Origin of the sequence: Pandoraea bronchicola, from assembly GCF_902459805.1 — a bacterium.
Taxonomy (GTDB): domain Bacteria; phylum Pseudomonadota; class Gammaproteobacteria; order Burkholderiales; family Burkholderiaceae; genus Pandoraea; species Pandoraea bronchicola.
Map to the genome: position 1 here is coordinate 70,019 of NZ_CABPST010000013.1, position 16,367 is coordinate 86,385.

At 63.6% G+C, this 16,367-nt stretch carries 16 protein-coding genes; 7 read left to right on the plus strand and 9 right to left on the minus strand.

The features are described from left to right. Positions 1–9: 9 nt before the first annotated feature. On the minus strand, positions 10–1,728 hold the full coding sequence (locus PBR20603_RS20150; protein WP_150561231.1) for an FAD-dependent oxidoreductase: 1,719 nt from the start codon (positions 1,726–1,728) through the stop codon (positions 10–12). A gap of 233 nt (positions 1,729–1,961) precedes the next feature. On the opposite strand from PBR20603_RS20150, the gene PBR20603_RS20155 reads away from it, so the two are divergent. Then, entirely contained in the window at positions 1,962–2,792 is an 831-nt protein-coding gene (locus PBR20603_RS20155; protein ID WP_150561232.1) for a WecB/TagA/CpsF family glycosyltransferase, read from the plus strand. Between the two features lie 44 nt (positions 2,793–2,836). Here the strand turns inward: PBR20603_RS20155 and PBR20603_RS20160 are convergent, their stop codons facing one another. Next, the gene (locus tag PBR20603_RS20160) at positions 2,837–4,252 is read right to left on the minus strand and encodes an undecaprenyl-phosphate glucose phosphotransferase (RefSeq protein ID WP_246174874.1); all 1,416 of its coding nucleotides are present in this window, start codon (positions 4,250–4,252) and stop codon (positions 2,837–2,839) included. Between the two features lie 240 nt (positions 4,253–4,492). Continuing rightward, the gene (locus PBR20603_RS20165; protein ID WP_150561233.1) at positions 4,493–5,008 is read right to left on the minus strand and encodes an outer membrane lipoprotein; all 516 of its coding nucleotides are present in this window, start codon (positions 5,006–5,008) and stop codon (positions 4,493–4,495) included. A gap of 450 nt (positions 5,009–5,458) precedes the next feature. Between PBR20603_RS20165 and PBR20603_RS20170 the strand changes: the two genes are divergently transcribed. Next, positions 5,459–6,946 carry an MFS transporter gene (locus tag PBR20603_RS20170; RefSeq protein ID WP_150561234.1) on the plus strand — a complete coding sequence of 496 codons (1,488 nt, stop codon included), beginning with the start codon at positions 5,459–5,461 and terminating at the stop codon, positions 6,944–6,946. Between the two features lie 109 nt (positions 6,947–7,055). Here the strand turns inward: PBR20603_RS20170 and PBR20603_RS20175 are convergent, their stop codons facing one another. Continuing rightward, the gene (locus PBR20603_RS20175; RefSeq protein WP_150561235.1) at positions 7,056–7,817 is read right to left on the minus strand and encodes a hypothetical protein; all 762 of its coding nucleotides are present in this window, start codon (positions 7,815–7,817) and stop codon (positions 7,056–7,058) included. 203 nt (positions 7,818–8,020) lie between these two features. Continuing rightward, positions 8,021–8,497: a CBS domain-containing protein gene (locus PBR20603_RS20180; RefSeq protein WP_150561236.1), complete on the minus strand. Its 477-nt coding sequence runs from the start codon at positions 8,495–8,497 to the stop codon at positions 8,021–8,023. 577 nt (positions 8,498–9,074) lie between these two features. Between PBR20603_RS20180 and infA the strand changes: the two genes are divergently transcribed. Then, positions 9,075–9,296: a translation initiation factor IF-1 gene (gene infA, locus PBR20603_RS20185; RefSeq protein WP_010808709.1), complete on the plus strand. Its 222-nt coding sequence runs from the start codon at positions 9,075–9,077 to the stop codon at positions 9,294–9,296. Here the strand turns inward: infA and PBR20603_RS20190 are convergent. The 4 genes from PBR20603_RS20190 to PBR20603_RS20205 form a co-directional block, all read right to left on the minus strand. Further along, positions 9,293–9,751 (minus strand): GNAT family N-acetyltransferase, encoded by a 459-nt coding sequence (locus PBR20603_RS20190; protein WP_150561237.1) that lies wholly within the window; start codon positions 9,749–9,751, stop codon positions 9,293–9,295. The two genes, infA and PBR20603_RS20190, sit on opposite strands and share 4 nt — an antisense overlap. 1 nt (position 9,752) lies before the next feature. Beyond that, the gene (locus tag PBR20603_RS20195) at positions 9,753–10,049 is read right to left on the minus strand and encodes an acylphosphatase (protein ID WP_150561238.1); all 297 of its coding nucleotides are present in this window, start codon (positions 10,047–10,049) and stop codon (positions 9,753–9,755) included. Between the two features lie 121 nt (positions 10,050–10,170). Beyond that, a complete protein-coding gene (locus tag PBR20603_RS20200) occupies positions 10,171–11,283 on the minus strand; it encodes a metallophosphoesterase (protein ID WP_150561316.1) in 1,113 nt (370 codons plus the stop codon). Positions 11,284–11,469: 186 nt separating this feature from the next. After that, entirely contained in the window at positions 11,470–11,850 is a 381-nt protein-coding gene (locus tag PBR20603_RS20205) for a nucleotide pyrophosphohydrolase (protein ID WP_150561239.1), read from the minus strand. A 185-nt stretch (positions 11,851–12,035) separates the two neighbouring features. Here PBR20603_RS20205 and PBR20603_RS20210 point away from each other — a divergent pair, with 185 nt between their 5' ends. From PBR20603_RS20210 to PBR20603_RS20225, 4 genes are all read left to right on the plus strand, one after another. Further along, positions 12,036–12,332 (plus strand): 2Fe-2S iron-sulfur cluster-binding protein, encoded by a 297-nt coding sequence (locus PBR20603_RS20210; RefSeq protein WP_150561317.1) that lies wholly within the window; start codon positions 12,036–12,038, stop codon positions 12,330–12,332. Between the two features lie 63 nt (positions 12,333–12,395). Next, positions 12,396–14,063: an energy-dependent translational throttle protein EttA gene (ettA, locus tag PBR20603_RS20215; protein WP_150561240.1), complete on the plus strand. Its 1,668-nt coding sequence runs from the start codon at positions 12,396–12,398 to the stop codon at positions 14,061–14,063. 167 nt (positions 14,064–14,230) lie between these two features. After that, a complete protein-coding gene (locus PBR20603_RS20220; RefSeq protein WP_174978000.1) occupies positions 14,231–15,016 on the plus strand; it encodes a 3-hydroxybutyrate dehydrogenase in 786 nt (261 codons plus the stop codon). A gap of 83 nt (positions 15,017–15,099) precedes the next feature. Further along, positions 15,100–16,281, plus strand: coding sequence for a DUF3734 domain-containing protein (locus tag PBR20603_RS20225; RefSeq protein ID WP_150561242.1), 1,182 nt, complete (start codon positions 15,100–15,102; stop codon positions 16,279–16,281). Positions 16,282–16,367: the final 86 nt, after the last annotated feature.

Genomic DNA, 16,367 nt, shown 5'->3' on the forward strand with positions numbered 1-16,367 from the left:
CGTGCGAACTCACGTAGAGGTGGATGGGAGGGGCGGCGTCGAAGCTGTCGGCAGGGGCAGAGCGGACAGGTCCGCCCGACATTGCAGATGGTCTGCAAGCCGCAGCGCCAGCGCCACAATGCTCAAGGTGGGGTTCGCCTGACCGGACGTCGGGAAGACCGCCGCGCCCGCGATGAACACGTTGTCGGCCTCGTGCAACCGGCTATCAGCATTGACCACGCTGCTCAGGGGATCGTCGCCCATGCGCGCAGTGCCGATATGGTGGCCGCCGTAGGCGCCGTAGCGCGTCATTTCGGTTTCCACCTGAGCGGGGTCGTACGAGAAGTGGCCGACGCCCGTGCGTTCGATTTCCTGCGCAAGCGCGGCCAGGGCGCGCGTAACGGTGGCGATATCCTGCGGCGTGTAGCGCCAGTCGATGTGGATACGGCGCATGCCCAGCGCATCCGCTTCGTCACCCAGTGTCACGCGGCTATCGGCGTTGGGCACCTGCTCGGCATGAAAATCCAGACTGAAACGAAGGTTGGCCGGGCGCACGATCACGGACGGGAATTTCCGCGCCGCCAGCGTTCGGTGCGACAGCCAATGGGTGAGGAAGCGCACGGTGTTCGGCACGTCCGTGATGACATTGCGTGCATGCGCAAGCCAGTTGCCGACGCCTCCGGGGGCATCGCCATAAAGGCGTTTTGCGTATTCGTACGGCACGATCGGTCTTGCCAGATACAGCGCCGAGAGAATGCCGTTGCCATGTCCGGCGTCGGGAATACGCGGATGGTGCAGGCGGGCGATGAAATTGCCCGCGTGAAGGTCGTGCTGTGCTTGCGGGCGCAGCGCCAGACGACGACGGCAATAAATGCCCTCGTCCGATACGTCGTAGCCATGCCAGACCGATGTCGCCTTCGAAAGGTCGATCGTGCCGATGGTCCCGGCGAGATGACTCATGTAATAGCGGCCCACGACGTCATGCGCGTTCCCGAGGCCCCGGCCGCTCACACCCGGGCTGCTCAACAGCAGACGGGGCACTTCGAGGCCACCGGTGGCGAGCACGTAGGCACGCGCGGCAACGGTGAACGTGTTGCCATTGAGCGTTCGCACGTCGGCCGGGCCGACGAGGCGTGTGTTTCCTTCGCGCATCGGCAGATGACAGAGGTTGGCGTGCTGTACGACGCGAACGCGTCCCTTGGCCAGACGGTTTCGGTAACGGCCGCCAAAATCCGTCGGACAACTAAACCGCTCCAGCGTGTTCGTCGAAAACACATCGCTGTCGAAGTTGCCGATCATCGGGGGGGAAGGGTGGGATGGCCTCGGGAACGCCTGTTCCGCGGTGTAGGCGAACTCGCCAGCTTCACACAACGCGTTAGCCTGACCGTACCACGGCAGCAGGTCGTTCAACCCGATGGGCCAGCCGCTGTGCGGTATGTAGTCGCGTGTTTCGAAGTCGATGGCGTCGAGCGGCATGCAGCGTCCGCCCCACAGGGTGGTCGACCCGCCGAAGCGGCGGACCCGGTAGCTGTCGGCGGGGGGATGAAGCCGCGCGTCGGCAACGGTGCCCGCATAGAGTTGCTGGACGGCCGGCTCCGGTGCGTCGCCGCCGCTCTCGAGCAGGATCACGTCGAGCCCGCTCGCTTCCAGCGCAAGGGCAAGCGTAATGCCGGCGGCGCCGGCACCTGCGATGCACAGGTCGGCTTGCAGGCAAGTACCGGAAGGAATGTCGTTGGCGTCGAGGATCATCGTGCGCAGCAACCGGCAGCGTAGCTAGCGGTAAAAGGAGAAATGAGGGCAACGGGGCGGGACATGTAGCCGCTGCGATGGTAGCCGATCCGTAATGTCGGGATCACAACTTTTAACGGTGTGTGCGCACGACGTAGCGAAAAGTGTCGCTGACGTACCGCGGACACGCTGCTACTATCGTGCCTGCCATCGAACGTATCCGGCACCGCCGGGCGACAGGAATACGATAAGTCATGACCTGCGACACCGATCTGAAAGCAGCACCGGACACTGCCGTGCGCGATCGCTTCGAGCCGAGCATCTCGCTGTTCGGATTGAATATTGCAGCCGTACCGTTCGACACGGCAGTCGACGTGCTCGCAAAGGCTGCTGCACAACGCGACGGACGGGCGCGCATCGTGGTGACACCGAACGTCGATCACATCGTGCGGCTCGATACGCAGCCCGAGTTCAAGCAGCAATACCGTAAGGCCGACTACCTGTTCGCCGACGGTATGCCCATCATCTGGGCGAGCCGTCTCTTCGGCATGCCGTTGCCGGGGCGCGTGACCGGGGCCGATCTGCTGCCCGCGCTGTGCGACAGGGCACGTGCATCGGGACGCCGTGCGATTTTCGTCGGCGGGCGGCCGGGGCAGGAGGCGCAGTTGACTGAAGGGCTTTCGCGACGCTTCCCGGGACTCGACTTCACGGTGATGATCCCCTCGATGACATTCGATCCGACCGGACCGGAAGGGCAGGAGATCGCACAACGCGTTCGTGCGGCCGCGCCTGACCTCATCTTCGTGTGCCTTGGCATGCCGAAGCAGGAGCGTTGGGCGATGGCTTACGCGGGCACGATGCCGGGCGGTGTGATGTTGTGCGTTGGCGCGGCCATCGAATTCGCGGCCGGCATGCAGAAGCGTGCGCCCGCCTGGATGCAGCGCACGGGCTTCGAGTGGGTCTTCCGCATCATGCAGGACCCAGGCCGGATGTGGCGGCGCTATCTTGTCGACGATCGCCGCTTCATCGGCATCTGCTGGCGGCAGTGGCGCACCTTCGCCCGCGAGGGACGTCCGTCTGCGTGATGTCTCCATGAAGGACGCCTCGCGCGAGCGGTAAGTTATGCCGCTCAGATGGCGTTGCGTCCCGTCACCATCACGGGAATCGTCTTGAGCAGGATCTTGATGTCGAGCCACAGCGACCAGTGGGTGATGTAGTAACGGTCGTACTCCACACGCATGCGCATCTTGTCGGGCGTGTCAGTCTCTCCGCGCAGGCCATTGATCTGCGCCCATCCCGTGATGCCCGGTTTGACACTATGACGCAGCATGTAGCCGGGGATGACCCGCCGGTACATTTCGTTGTGCTCTTCAGCATGCGGACGGGGACCGACGAGGCTCATCGATCCGCTTAGTACATCGAACAATTGGGGCAGCTCATCGAGCGATGTGCGGCGCAGATGCTTGCCGAGCGGCGTAATACGGCTGTCGCCTGCGTGGGCCTGACGCAATCCGCCCGTCGCGGCGGCGGCAGCATCGTCAGGCTGCTCGACACGCATCGAGCGGAATTTGCGCACGATGATCGGTTCGCCACGTTCGCCGTAGCGACGTTGACGGAAGAGAATCGGGCCAGGCGAATCGAGTCGCACGGCGATGGCAATCGCGATCATCACCGGACTCAGCAACAACAGGAGCACTGTCGCGCCCACAAGGTCGATGGCGCGCTTGATCATGCGCAGCAGGCCCTGCACGGTGACGTCGTGCAGCGCAAGCAGCGGAACCCCCGCCAGGTCCGTGCTGGTCATCGGCAGGTCGCCCGGGAAGCGGAATTCGGGCAGCAGGTAGATGGCGGCCGTCGAATCGTACAAACGGTTGACGATGTCGCTGGTGAGTTCCTTGTTGTCCTGTTGTCCGATGGCGATGAAGACGATCTCGTAATCGTTGGCCTGGATGCGTGCCGCTGCGTCTGCGTAACGGCCGAGGTAGGGCGGTAGCACTTCGCCGTCTTCCGGCGTGACCGGCGTGTCGTTGTAGTAGCCCGAGACCTGGATGCCGAGAATCGGCGAGCGGCGCAGCCGCATATGCAGTCTGCGCGCCTCCGGTCCGAGACCGAAGAACGCGGCGCGTCGCTGATTGCCGGGAGCGTTGTTGATGCTGTGTGCCATGCCGCGCAGGACGGCCAGGCCGATCATCTGCATCGGCAACGCCAGCAGCGCCCACTCAGCCACCATCATGCGCACGTGTTCGGTGCGCTCGTACGTCAGAAACAGCAGGACAATCGTCGTTAGCAGCAGCCGGCACCAGCGCATGGCGCCGCGTCCGAGCATCCACCCGACATTGCGAGCACTTGCCAGCAGATGGAAACGTGCGAAGACGATGAACGCTGCTATGCCCAAAGCGCCGACGAGTGTCAGACCGAGGGGAGTGTAGGGGTTTTGTCCGTTGAGCTGAAGGACGGTGAAGAACGCGCTCGCGTTGAGCACGGCGCTGAAGCCGCCGACCATCGCCATGAAAAGCCGATGGTGGTAGGTCGTCTGGGTCGACATGACGGAATTCGAAGGGTAGCGGTAACTGACGGTCTCGACAAAGTTCCGGAACGGCGAGAGCCCTCCGATGGTCGCGCGTATCTTATCAGGCCAAATTCGCTTTGCGTATGAACGCGCAGGCCGGCGATTGTCGCCCTTCTCCGTCCCCCCGACGTCCCCCCGGACCCGCATTGTCTGCCCAGAAAATAAAAACGCCCGCCGGGGAAAAGCCGGCGGGCGTTCGTTTGCTTTCGGTCTCGATCAGTACGGATACACCGTATCGTTCGCGACGGCAGCGCGCTGGCCTTGCTGAACACGCAGCGGCGGCGCTTGCGTGACCGTCGCGACGCGCCCGTCATCCAGACGCACCGTGATGCGGTATAGCACGTTCGGTTGGCCCATGCCGTTCTCGATGCGGTTGCCCGCGATGGCACCGATCACGGCACCGCCGATGGTGGTGGCAGTGCGTCCGCGTCCGCCGCCCATCGTGTTGCCGAGCAGGCCGCCGGCTGCGCCGCCGAGCACCGTCCCGAGAATGTTCGGACTGTTATTGGCGCCGTTCATTTGTTCAATCGATTCGACACGGCCGTAGAGCGCACCCGGAATCTGCTGCTGTTGTTGGGGCGGTTGCTGGTAACCCTGCTGATACCCCGGCTGTTGATAGCCTTGCTGGTAGCCCGGTTGCTGATACCCATACTGCGGGCCCGGTGCAACGCAGCCAGCCAACATAACGGCGGCCAGTGCCGCGCTGATTCCCGTAAGTGCTTTGATGTTCATTTTGGTTCGTCCTCGTGAGCGTGAGGTGAATGCGCCGTCACCGCTTCGGGTGATGTTACGCACAATGTGACGCATCTATTGCGACCACGACGCGGAATGTAGGGTTCCGCAGACCTTTGTGCTGTAAGAAAAGGTAAGCGTTTGTAATGGCGCACACGCTGCTAAGGCGCAGGTTTGCGGCCGATCAACCCGTTTCGAAGCGATCCTCGATGATATTCCCATCGGGTGAGACATGGGGCCATGCTCTGTAAATGCTTAATCGAAGGGTGGAATTCCCCATATTTTTGTGTTCTGTTGCGATTTGTTGCCGATAAATTTCAGAAGTGCACCATGTGGCGCGAGAATCTTCTAAGCATATAACCAGAAAGCACTTGGATGCCTCGGTACCAAGCGGTAACATCGCGAGCTTTGGCGCTGGTTGGCCTGTCACCGTTTCCTCTGTTCTGCATCATGTCCGTTGACGTCTCCTTGTCTTCTGCCGCGTCTGCGCACGCGAATCCTGCGGCATCGTCCGCTTCCCATGCCAAAGGCTCCGCCAGCCCCGCAGTGATCCGCTCGGCTGCCGATGTCGCGCAACTCGTCAACGAGGGCGGCGCCCGCGTATCGAATGCGCGCTGGATCGTGGCCATCGCGCTCGGCGGTGTCTTCCTCGACGCCTACGACCTTGGCGCGCTTGCCTTCGGCCTGAAAGACGTGACCCGCGAATTCCACCTCACGCCGGCGGGGACGGGCATGGTAGCGTCCGCCATCACGTTCGGCGCCATCGTGGGGGCGTTCCTTGGCGGTTACTTTACCGACCGCATCGGCCGCTATCGCGTGTTCATGGCCGACATGCTGTGCTTTGTGATCGCCGCCATCGCCTGTGCGTTCGCACCTAACGAGTACGTGCTCGCCGGAGCGCGGTTCGTGATGGGATTGGGGGTCGGCATCGATTTGCCCGTGGCGATGGCCTTCCTCGCCGAATTCTCGAAGCTCAAGGGGCGAGGCAACAAGGCGGCGCGCGTCGCGATGTGGTGTCCAACCTGGTACGCGGCGATCTGTGCGTCGTACCTGCTCGTGTTGTTGTGCTATTCGGTCCTGCCGTCGTCGCACAGCGCGCTGTTGTGGCGCATCATTCTCGGCTTCGGCGCGATTCCTGCGCTGGCGATCATTGCCGTGCGCAGCCGCTACATGAGCGAATCGCCGGTGTGGGCTGCGAATCAGGGCGATCTGGAAGGCGCCGCGAAGATTCTGAAGCGCTCCTACGGTATCGACGCCGTCGTGGCGGCCGACGCCGAACGCGCAGCGCCGAAGCGTCCGGCGGCGTGGAGCAACTACGGTGCGCTGCTCAAAGGGGTCTATCTTCGTCGCACGACGCTCGCGACCATCATCGCCGTGGCATCGTCGTTTGCTTACAACGCGGTGGCGTTCGGGCTGCCCGTGATCATCGCGAGCTTCCTCGCGCAATCGATGCTCACCACGATTCTGATGTCGCTCGCGCTGAACCTGCTGTTCGCGTTTACCGGTGGCCTGCTGGGCGTGCGTCTGGTGCCGAAGGTCGGCGCGTGGAAGCTGACGGTGCTCGGCTATGCGTTTCAGTTGACCGCGCTCGTCGGCCTTGCGCTCGTCGGCAAGCCGGACGGTGCCGTGCAGGTCGCGTGGGCGCTGGGCTTCCTCGCGTTGTTCCTGCTCGGTCAGGGCTTCGGCCCTGGGGCACATTCGATGACTTTTGCATCGCTGAGCTACCCGACGTCGCTGCGCGGTGTGGGCGTGGGCTTCAACCAGACGCTCATGCGCGCCAGCTCGACCGTCTCGCTGTTCCTGTTCCCGGTGCTCGCGGCCGCGCTCGCGACGAAGGTGTTCTGGGTGATCGCCATCGCTCCGGCTATTGGTTTGCTGGCGTTGCTGGCGATCCGCTGGGAACCGTCGAATTACGACGTCGACGCCGAAGACTTCTGAGATTCGCCCGCCTGCCGGCGGACAAGTGGCGGCGCCGCAACGGCGCTCGCCACCCTCCTGCGGTGACCGCCCTGGCGCCGCGTGCCCGGTGAATTGAGCGTCTGAAGACTCAGCGCATCACGGGCGAAAAAATGCGTTCGCGCTTCATGAAAGGGTCGATGTCGCCGGCCAGATTGCGCTGGCGTGTACATACCCGCTTCCCGTTCATTTCGATGCATTCCGTGGTGCCAAGCGGATTGCCGCCTTCGCGCGTGGCTTGGGGGCCGCTCACGGACGCCTGACCTGACCCGAACTCGCGCTCGAAGGCGCGTTGGGCAACGTTGCCCTGAGCCGGCGGCTTATCGTGCGGCGTGGCCCGTTGCGATTGGTTAGTGACCGCGCGTTCGGCGCTTGCCACCGGTGACGAGGCTTTCGACGCCGGTGGCGCGCCAGCTTCCCGTGCAATATCGGCGCGCCAGTCAAGGGCCGGGGCGCTCAACGCAGGAGCAGGCGATACCTGCGGCTCGGCCGGTTTTGCGGATGGCGACGTGATTCGCTGTGGTGGTGCTGGTGTGCGCACGGCGGATGCCGGCTCGCCTTTGCGTGGCGATTCGGCAAGGGAAGGGGGCTGAAGCGCTGAACCCCGTGGCGCGGGCGGTGTGACGATGGTGACCTGCATAGCCTTGCGTTCGGGCCCGTTCTCGCTGAGGTCGGCGAGCGGCGCCGGCGCGGCAATCCACACCAGCCAATGCAGCGCAAGCACCGAAATCGCGACCCACCAGACGTAGGGCGGCAGGCGCGTGTCGACGACGCGCGACGATGAGCGTGCGGCTATCGATGACGCATGGCGTGCGAAGGTTGAGTCAAGCGGGCTAAGGGGCGTGAGAGACAAGGGCTGGCATGGAGGCTGTCGAATACCGGAAGGGGTGTTTGCATTTTGGCACACGCCCCTCGATAGGGCAGACCAGTCCCGGCGCTTTGCGTCATGTCCTCGAAAAAACGGCGCTTCGAATGAAGCGCCGTGCCCCTGATTTCGCTGCCGGTTTTATTGCGATGCGATGCCCGGTGGCATGTATGGTGGTAGTGAGCGCTAGCTTAACTTGGTCGCGGCGGCGTGCGGCCTGCGAGCGCGGCACCCCCGCCCATGATGTAATTCTCGAGCTGATCGATGGTGAATTGCTGTTCCGTAATGATGTCCTTGACCAGATCGCCGATGGACAGCAGACCGACCAGCTCGCCGTCTTTCATGACAGGCAGGTGACGAATGCGGTGTTCCGTCATCAACGACATGCACTCTTCGTTGGTCTGATCCGGGCCGACGTAGCGCACGGCAGAGGTCATTACGTCGCGAACCGGCGTGTTGACCGAGGTGCGGCCCATGAGCGCGACCTTCCGGGCGTAATCGCGCTCGGTGAAGATGCCGACGATCTTGCGATCGTCGTCACTGACCAGCACCGCGCCAATCCGCGCTTCGGCCATCAGGGTCAAGGCATCGAGGACCGAATCGGACGGGCGCACCTGGTACACCGTGTCGGCCGATTTGGACTTCAGGATCTGAGCGACTGTTTTCATGGTCTTCCTCCTGCGGGCTACGGGTACTTACAGCATAGTAGAGCGCTCGTCGCGCGTCATGCCCGCATTGTCCCCGAGTGAATCGCACATTGGCAGCTCGGCGCCGGGCGCGTTCGTTGGTGCATTGCGCCACGAATACACGGCAAAAGCCTCCAAAATGGCTTGCCATCGCCATTTTTTTTCCACGGGCGACGTAGAAAGGCGTATCCTTGCGGGATCGGCGAAAATTCGCCGATCATCGCCTGACGATCGCGAAATGCTTTATCGGCGCCGCTGACAGCCATGTCCTGCGAGCCGGATCACGCGGTGTGCCGATGACGCAGACCCCCAGGGTCTTCGCCCTCCCGACACGCACTGCTCGTCATTGTGGCACTGCCGCAATGTGCCTTGCTCCTTCGAACCATCGCCGCTTTTCGGTGCGCCGTGATGCCATCATGGCCGGTCCACCGGGTAGGCTCCTTTTGGCGTTCGATGTGCACTCCGTCCAAGACAGGGTGCGGCGAGGGTATTGGCGAACGAACCTTCAGTAACACCGGTGCTGCGCCCTCGCGAGCGGCACCCTCAAGAGGACACGATATTGGCCAAGGAAGAACTGATCGAATTCAGCGGACACGTCTCGGATGTGCTGCCGGACAATCGCTTTCGCGTCACGCTCGAAAACGGCGTGGAAGTGATGGCATATGCGAGCGGCCGCATGCAGAAGAACCGCATCCGCATTCTGGCGGGTGACCGCGTGACGCTGGAAATGTCGCCCTATGACCTGAGCAAGGGCCGCATTAACTACCGTCACAAGAATTAAGTCAGCGAAGACGTCTGGCTTTTGCGCGCAAGTCGTTGCCCGTCACGGGCATAGCCATGACGCGCATAGAAGCGATGCGCGGCGACCCGGTGGTCGCTGCTCGTCACTTCGAATTTCTCGCACCCTCGCTCGTTGAACCACGCGTGAGCGGCCGCCATCAGCGCGTGCCCGACGCCCGAGCCTCGCACATTCTCCTCCACCACCAACGCAGTAATGCGCCCCAGACGCCCCGCCAGATGAAACATGGTGAGCGCGTGCAATCCCATACATCCCACGATCCGGGCGTTTTCGTCGACGGCGACGAAGGCCGCGTCGTCGCCATTCGCCGCTGACAGGGCGATGTTCCGGCGAACGATGTCCAGCGGCGTGTCGTAGCCCAGTTGCGCGAGCAATGCGACGATGCGGCCAGCATCGCTGTCGATGGCGCGGCGAGTGCTGGGTCTCGGTGTGGTCATGTCAGAGTTGTTCGAAGCGGTCGAAACGGCGGCCTGTGTATTCCACTTCACTTTCAAATTCCGTCACACGCGCGCCCGGCGGCCCGTGCCGCATCCATTCGAGCATTTTGTCGACCTGATCGGGCGTGCCCTGCACCGTGGCGAGGATGTCGCCCTCCGGCAGCGCCTGCACCCAGCCGCGCACCCCGATGAGGTGCCCCTCACGCACCGCCGCCTGACGATAGCCGACGCCCTGGATCTTGCCGCGCAAACGCACAACAACGGTTTCAAGCAAGGAACTGGGCAAGAGTGACTTCATGGCAGCGAGCAGCGGGAGAGCGGAAACGGGAATGCGAAAGGCGAGCCTTTGGCGCTGGGCGATTGTAGCGCCATCGCGCGACGGTGGCTCTCGCCCTTGCCCGTGAATGCGCTGTTGCGACTCAGGCTGTGCCCGGCACCAGACGCAGACGCGTGATCTCCGAGGGGGCGCCGAACCGCTTGGGCGGTCCCCAGTAGCCCGTGCCCCGGCTCACATAGATCGCCAGACGGCCAAGCCGGTGCAGGCCATGGACATACGGCTGTTGCAGCGGCACGAAGTACATCCACGGCCAGAATTGTCCGCCGTGAGTGTGTCCGGAGAGTTGCAGGTCGAAGCCGGCTTCTCGCGCCGCCGGCGCGCTTCGCGGCTGATGCGCGAGCAGCACACGCGGCACGCCCTCCGGGGCTCCGGCCGCGGCGGCCAGCGGGTCGCTGCGCTTTTCCGGATCGAAATGGTGTGCCGTAAAGTCCGTTACGCCCGCGACGGTGAGCGATGCGCCTTCGTGCGCGAGCACCACATGCTCGTTTTCGAGCACGGTCAGACCGATGCGCCGCAGCTCCTCGACCCACGCCGGCGCGCCCGAGTAGTACTCATGATTGCCCGTACATACGTAGGTGCCGTGGCGTGAGGTGAGCTGCGCGAGCGGCGCGATGTGTTCGCGTAAGGCAGGCACGCCTCCGTCGACCAGATCGCCGGTGATGGCGACGAGATCCGGCTTGAGTTCGTTGGCGGCTTCGACGATGGCTTCGATGTAACCGCGGCGAATTGTCGAACTGACGTGAATGTCGCTCAATTGCACGATCGTGAAACCCTTGAGTTCCGCCGGCAGGCCGGCGATGGGGACGTCGATCTCGACCACACGGGCGAGGCGGCGGGCGTTGTAGAAGCCCAGCAGCGTCGACACCGCGGTGAGCGCCAGCACGATCACGGCTGAACGGGTGACGAGTTGCTCATCGAGCGCCGAGAAGGCCATCGCCACGCCGAGCACGACATCGCGCAGCAGCGTGAGCACGAAGAGCGTCGAGAAAATGCCGATGGCGGTCATGCCGGTCCACGTCAGCAACGTCGCGAGCGGCTCTCGCTGGATCGCACGGCTCATCAGGCCCAACGGGATGAGGACGGTCGACATCGCGAGCCATACGCCACCCAACACCTTCCAACCGAGGGCGACCGGCAGCGGTGTGAGCAGCCGCCAGCCGATGTAGGCATGCAATAGCGCGATGATGGCGAGCATCAACCAGCGTGGACGTGCGGGTAATGTGCGTCGCGACGACTTGCCGTGCGCGTGTGCGCCGCCGGACGGGGTCTGCGATGCCTCTGAGGCGTGGGAAGGTTGCGACATAGTGTTGTCTGGTCGGATTCGGGGGCGGACGTGGCCGTTATGCGGGCGCGGCGCTCAATTGCAAGGGCAGGTGATCCATTACGCTTGCGGCGCCGGGTACTTCTGCGCGTTCATCACGAGCTTCTCGGCGACGGCGCGATTCAGATCGACACCAAGGACCGACGACAGCCGCACGAGATACATGGCGATATCCGCCAGTTCCTGCTCGACATGCCGGGCCTCGCTCGTTTGCATGACGGCCCTGGCCTCGGCATCCGTGTGCCACTGGAAGATCTCGACGAGCTCTGCCACTTCGACGGATAACGCCATCGCAAGGTTCTTCGGCGTGTGGTACCGGTGCCAGTCGCGCGCGTCGGCGAACGCATGCAGGGCCGTTTCCAGTCCTGTCGTATCAATGAGGCGGGCGCGCACGGCATTGGCGTCGCCGGAGACAGCACAATCCTTGGGGGCAGCGGACATGAGGGACGATATTCGGAGATGGCGGCCGCAGGCGGGCTCGGGGACGCGACAAAAAGCCGCAGGAACGAGGTATGGTAGCGCGTTGGTGCAAGATGCGCCGCGCACCGTCCCGATCACTTCTGAACCTGCATCCTTTGGACCGCTCGCTTCCCGATCCCGTCCCATCGACCGAAACGCCCGAGCCGATGCCGTATCGCGTCACGCTCGTGCCGTCGGGCTGGCAGTTCGATGCACCGGCCGGCATGCCGATCCTGCTCGCGGCGCTGGCCGCCGGTATCAAGCTGCCAAGTCTGTGCCGCAACGGCACCTGTCGAGCGTGCCTGTGTCAGGCGAAAACTGGCGGCGCGCCTGCGCCGGTGGCCTACCGGATCGAATGGCCCGGGCTGTCGCGCGAAGAGAAACGGGATGGCTGGTTGCTGCCATGCTGCGCGCATGCGCGTGCCGACCTCGTCATCGACGCGCCTGACGCCGCGCTTTGTTAAACTTGCCGCTATCTGGCGCTCGCCTCCGAGCTGTCATAACCGTTTCAGGATCAGGAAAGCCGAATGGCACAGTACGTATTCAGCATGAACCGCGTGGGCAAGATCGTGCCGCCCAAGCGTCATATCCTCAAGGACATCTCCCTGTCGTTCTTCCCGGGCGCCAAGATCGGCGTGCTCGGCCTGAACGGTTCGGGCAAGTCGACGCTGCTCAAGATCATGGCGGGCGTGGACAAGGAGATCGAGGGTGAAGCGATCCCGATGGCGAACCTGAATATCGGTTATCTGCCGCAGGAGCCGCAGCTCGATCCGGAGCAGACAGTGCGTGAAGCCGTGGAAGGCGGCATGGGCGAAGTGTTCGAAGCGCGCACGAAGCTCGATGAAATCTACGCCGCATACGCCGAGCCGGACGCCGACTTCGACGCGCTGGCCGCCGCGCAAGCCAAGTACGAAGCGATTCTCGCCGCGAGCGACGGCAACAACATCGAACAAACGCTGGAAGTGGCCGCCGACGCGCTGCGCCTGCCGCCGTGGGACGCCAAGATCGGCGTGCTCTCGGGCGGTGAAAAGCGCCGCGTGGCGCTCGCCCGTCTGCTGCTCTCGAAGCCGGACATGCTCCTGCTCGACGAACCGACCAACCACCTGGATGCCGAATCGGTCGACTGGCTCGAACAGTTCCTCACGCGCTTTCCGGGCACCGTGGTGGCCGTCACCCACGATCGCTACTTCCTCGACAACGCCGCCGAGTGGATTCTCGAGCTCGACCGGGGACACGGTATTCCCTGGAAAGGCAACTACAGCTCCTGGCTCGACCAGAAGGAACAGCGCCTGAAGCAGGAAGAGTCGACCGAGTCGGCTCGTCAGAAGGCGCTCAAGAAGGAACTGGAGTGGGTGCGTCAGAACCCGAAGGGCCGTCAGGCGAAGTCGAAGGCACGTCTTGCCCGTTTCGACGAGCTGAACAGCCAGGAATACCAGAAGCGCAACGAAACCCAGGAAATCTTCATCCCGGTGGGAGAGCGTCTGGGTAACGAAGTCGTGGAGTTCAAGAACGTGTCGAAGGCCTTCGGCGACCGTCTGCTGATCGACGACCTGAGCTTCACGGTGCCGCCGGGCGCCATCGTCGGCATCATCGGCCCGAACGGTGCCGGCAAGTCGACTTTCTTCAAGATGCTCACGGGCCGCGAGCAACCGGACAGCGGCGAGATCAAGGTGGGGCCGACGGTCAAGATGGCTTACGTCGACCAGAGCCGCGATGCACTGGACGGCACCAAGACGGTGTTCGAAGAGATCTCGGGCGGTGCCGACGTGCTGACGGTGGGCAAGTACGAAACGCCGTCGCGCGCCTACATCGGCCGCTTCAACTTCAAGGGCTCGGACCAGCAGAAGCAGGTCGGTTCGCTCTCGGGCGGTGAGCGCGGCCGTTTGCACATGGCCAAGACGCTGATTTCCGGCGGCAACGTGTTGCTGCTCGATGAACCGTCGAACGATCTGGACGTCGAAACCCTGCGTGCACTCGAGGACGCGTTGCTCGAGTTCGCCGGTTGTGTGATGGTCATCTCGCACGATCGCTGGTTCCTCGATCGTATCGCCACGCATATTCTGGCCTTCGAAGGCGACTCGCACGTCGAGTTCTTCCCGGGCAACTATCAGGAGTACGAGGCGGACAAGAAGAAGCGCCTCGGCGAGGAGGCAGCAAAACCGAAGCGAATCCGCTACAAGCCGATCGCGCGGTAATGCAGGAAAAGGCGCCGCAAGGCGCCTTTTCTGTTTGAACGGTGGACGACGGGGCGGCAGCAACGAGCCTGTGGTCCACAGCCCGTGTTCGACGTGTCATGCCAATGCCCAGTGCGCGGCATGGCCCGCCATTTTGACGAATCAGGAGTGTGCAAATGAGCCAGTCAGTGAATCAGTTGAATGGGAAAGTCGCCGTGGTGACCGGTGCGGCCAGCGGCATCGGAAAGGAAATCGCGCTCACGCTCGCGCGCGCCGGGGCGGCCGTGGCGATTGCCGATCTGAACCAGCAGGGCGCCGATGCGGTGGCCGAAGAAATCAAAGCGGCCGGCGGCCGTGCCATCGGCGTGGCGATGGACGTGACCAGCGAAGAGGCGGTGAACAGCGGCATCGACAAGGTGGCCGACACCTTCGGTTCGGTCGACATCCTGATCTCCAACGCGGGCATCCAGATCGTCAATCCCATCGAGAACTACGCGTTTTCCGACTGGAAGAAAATGCAGGCCATTCACGTGGACGGCGCGTTCCTCACGACCAAGGCGGCGCTCAAGCACATGTACAAGGATGACCGCGGCGGCATCGTCATCTACATGGGGTCGGTGCATTCGCACGAGGCGTCGCCGCTGAAGTCGGCCTACGTGGCGGCCAAGCACGCCCTGCTGGGACTCGCGCGCGTGCTCGCCAAGGAAGGTGCGAAGCACAACGTTCGCTCGCACGTCATTTGCCCGGGCTTCGTGCGCACGCCGCTCGTCGACAAGCAGATTCCGGAGCAGGCCAAGGAACTCGGTATTTCGGAAGACGAGGTCATCAGGAAGGTCATGCTCGGCGGCACGGTCGACGGTGTGTTCACCACGGTCGACGACGTTGCGCAAACCGCGCTCTTCCTCGCCACGTTCCCGACGGCGGCTTTCACGGGGCAGTCGTTCGTGGTGAGCCACGGCTGGTTCATGCAGTAAGCCGGCGGTCCCCCCGCGCCGGCACATGTCGTGTGCCGGCGTTGCCCTCAAGGTCAGCATCAGGAAGTCTCAGGAGAACGGTCATGACGGCCAACCCGCCGAAAGTCCCCAAACGTGCCATCGATCTGCCGCCTTACGAGACGGTGGCGCTCGTCTTGCAGGGCGGGGGGGCGCTCGGGGCCTATCAGGCAGGCGTGTACGCCGGATTGTTCGAAGCCGGCATTGCGCCGAACTGGATCGCGGGCATTTCCATCGGCGCGCTCAATACGGCCATCATCGCGGGCAATCCGCCGGAGCGCCGCATGGCGCAGCTCGAAGCGTTCTGGCGCACGATCTGCGAGCCGGCCGTGTTTCCGCCGCTGCCCGCACCGTTCGAAGCGGCCATCCTCAACGGTCCCGAGTCGGGGCGCATCGCCTACAGCGCATGGCAGGCCTGGCGCGCCATGGTCGAAGGCCAGAAAGGCTTCTTCACACCGCGCTGGCCGCAGCCGTTGCCTACCGCCATGGGGGATCCGGCGCATGCGAGTTTCTACGACACGTCGGCGCTGCGCAGCACGCTGGAGCGTTTCGTCGACTTCGACCGCATCAATTCGCGCGAGATTCGCGTGTCCGTGGGCGCCGTCAATGTGCATACGGGCAACTTCGTCTATTTCGATAACACGCGCGAAGTGCTGCGCGCAGAGCACTTCATGGCGTCCGGCGCGTTGCCGCCGGGGTTTCCCGCCGTGGAGATCGACGGTCAATACTTCTGGGATGGCGGTCTCGTGTCGAACACGCCGCTCTCGGAGGTGCTGGGCACGTCGCCGCGTCGCGACACGCTCGCGTTTCAGGTTGATCTGTGGAGTGCGCGCGGGCCGCTGCCCGACAATCTGAACGACGTCGCCGACCGGCAGAAAGACATTCAATTCTCGAGCCGCACGCGTCTCGTGACCGACAATCTGCAGCGTGCGCAACACTATCGCCGCGTGTTACGAGAAGTCCTCGAGCGGGTGCCTGCGGAGGTGCGCGCGCGCGATCCGTGGTGTCACGCGGCGGAAGAAATTGCTTGCAGCAAACGCTATAACGTCATTCAGCTCATCTACCGCAACAAGGAGTACGAGGGGCACTACAAGGACTATCAGTTCGGGCTCTCCACCATGCTCGAGCACTGGGCGAGCGGTCTCGACGACGTGCGGCGCACGCTTGCGCATCCCGAATGGCTGACGATGCCCAATGGCTCGTCGGGCTTTGTCACGCACGACATTCATCGTCAGGAAGTCGTCTGACGCCGCGTGCGCTCCCATCCCTTTCGTACTACCCCTGTGGCGTGCCCCCCGACACGCCACAGGGCCCCGCGACCGGCGCTGGCATC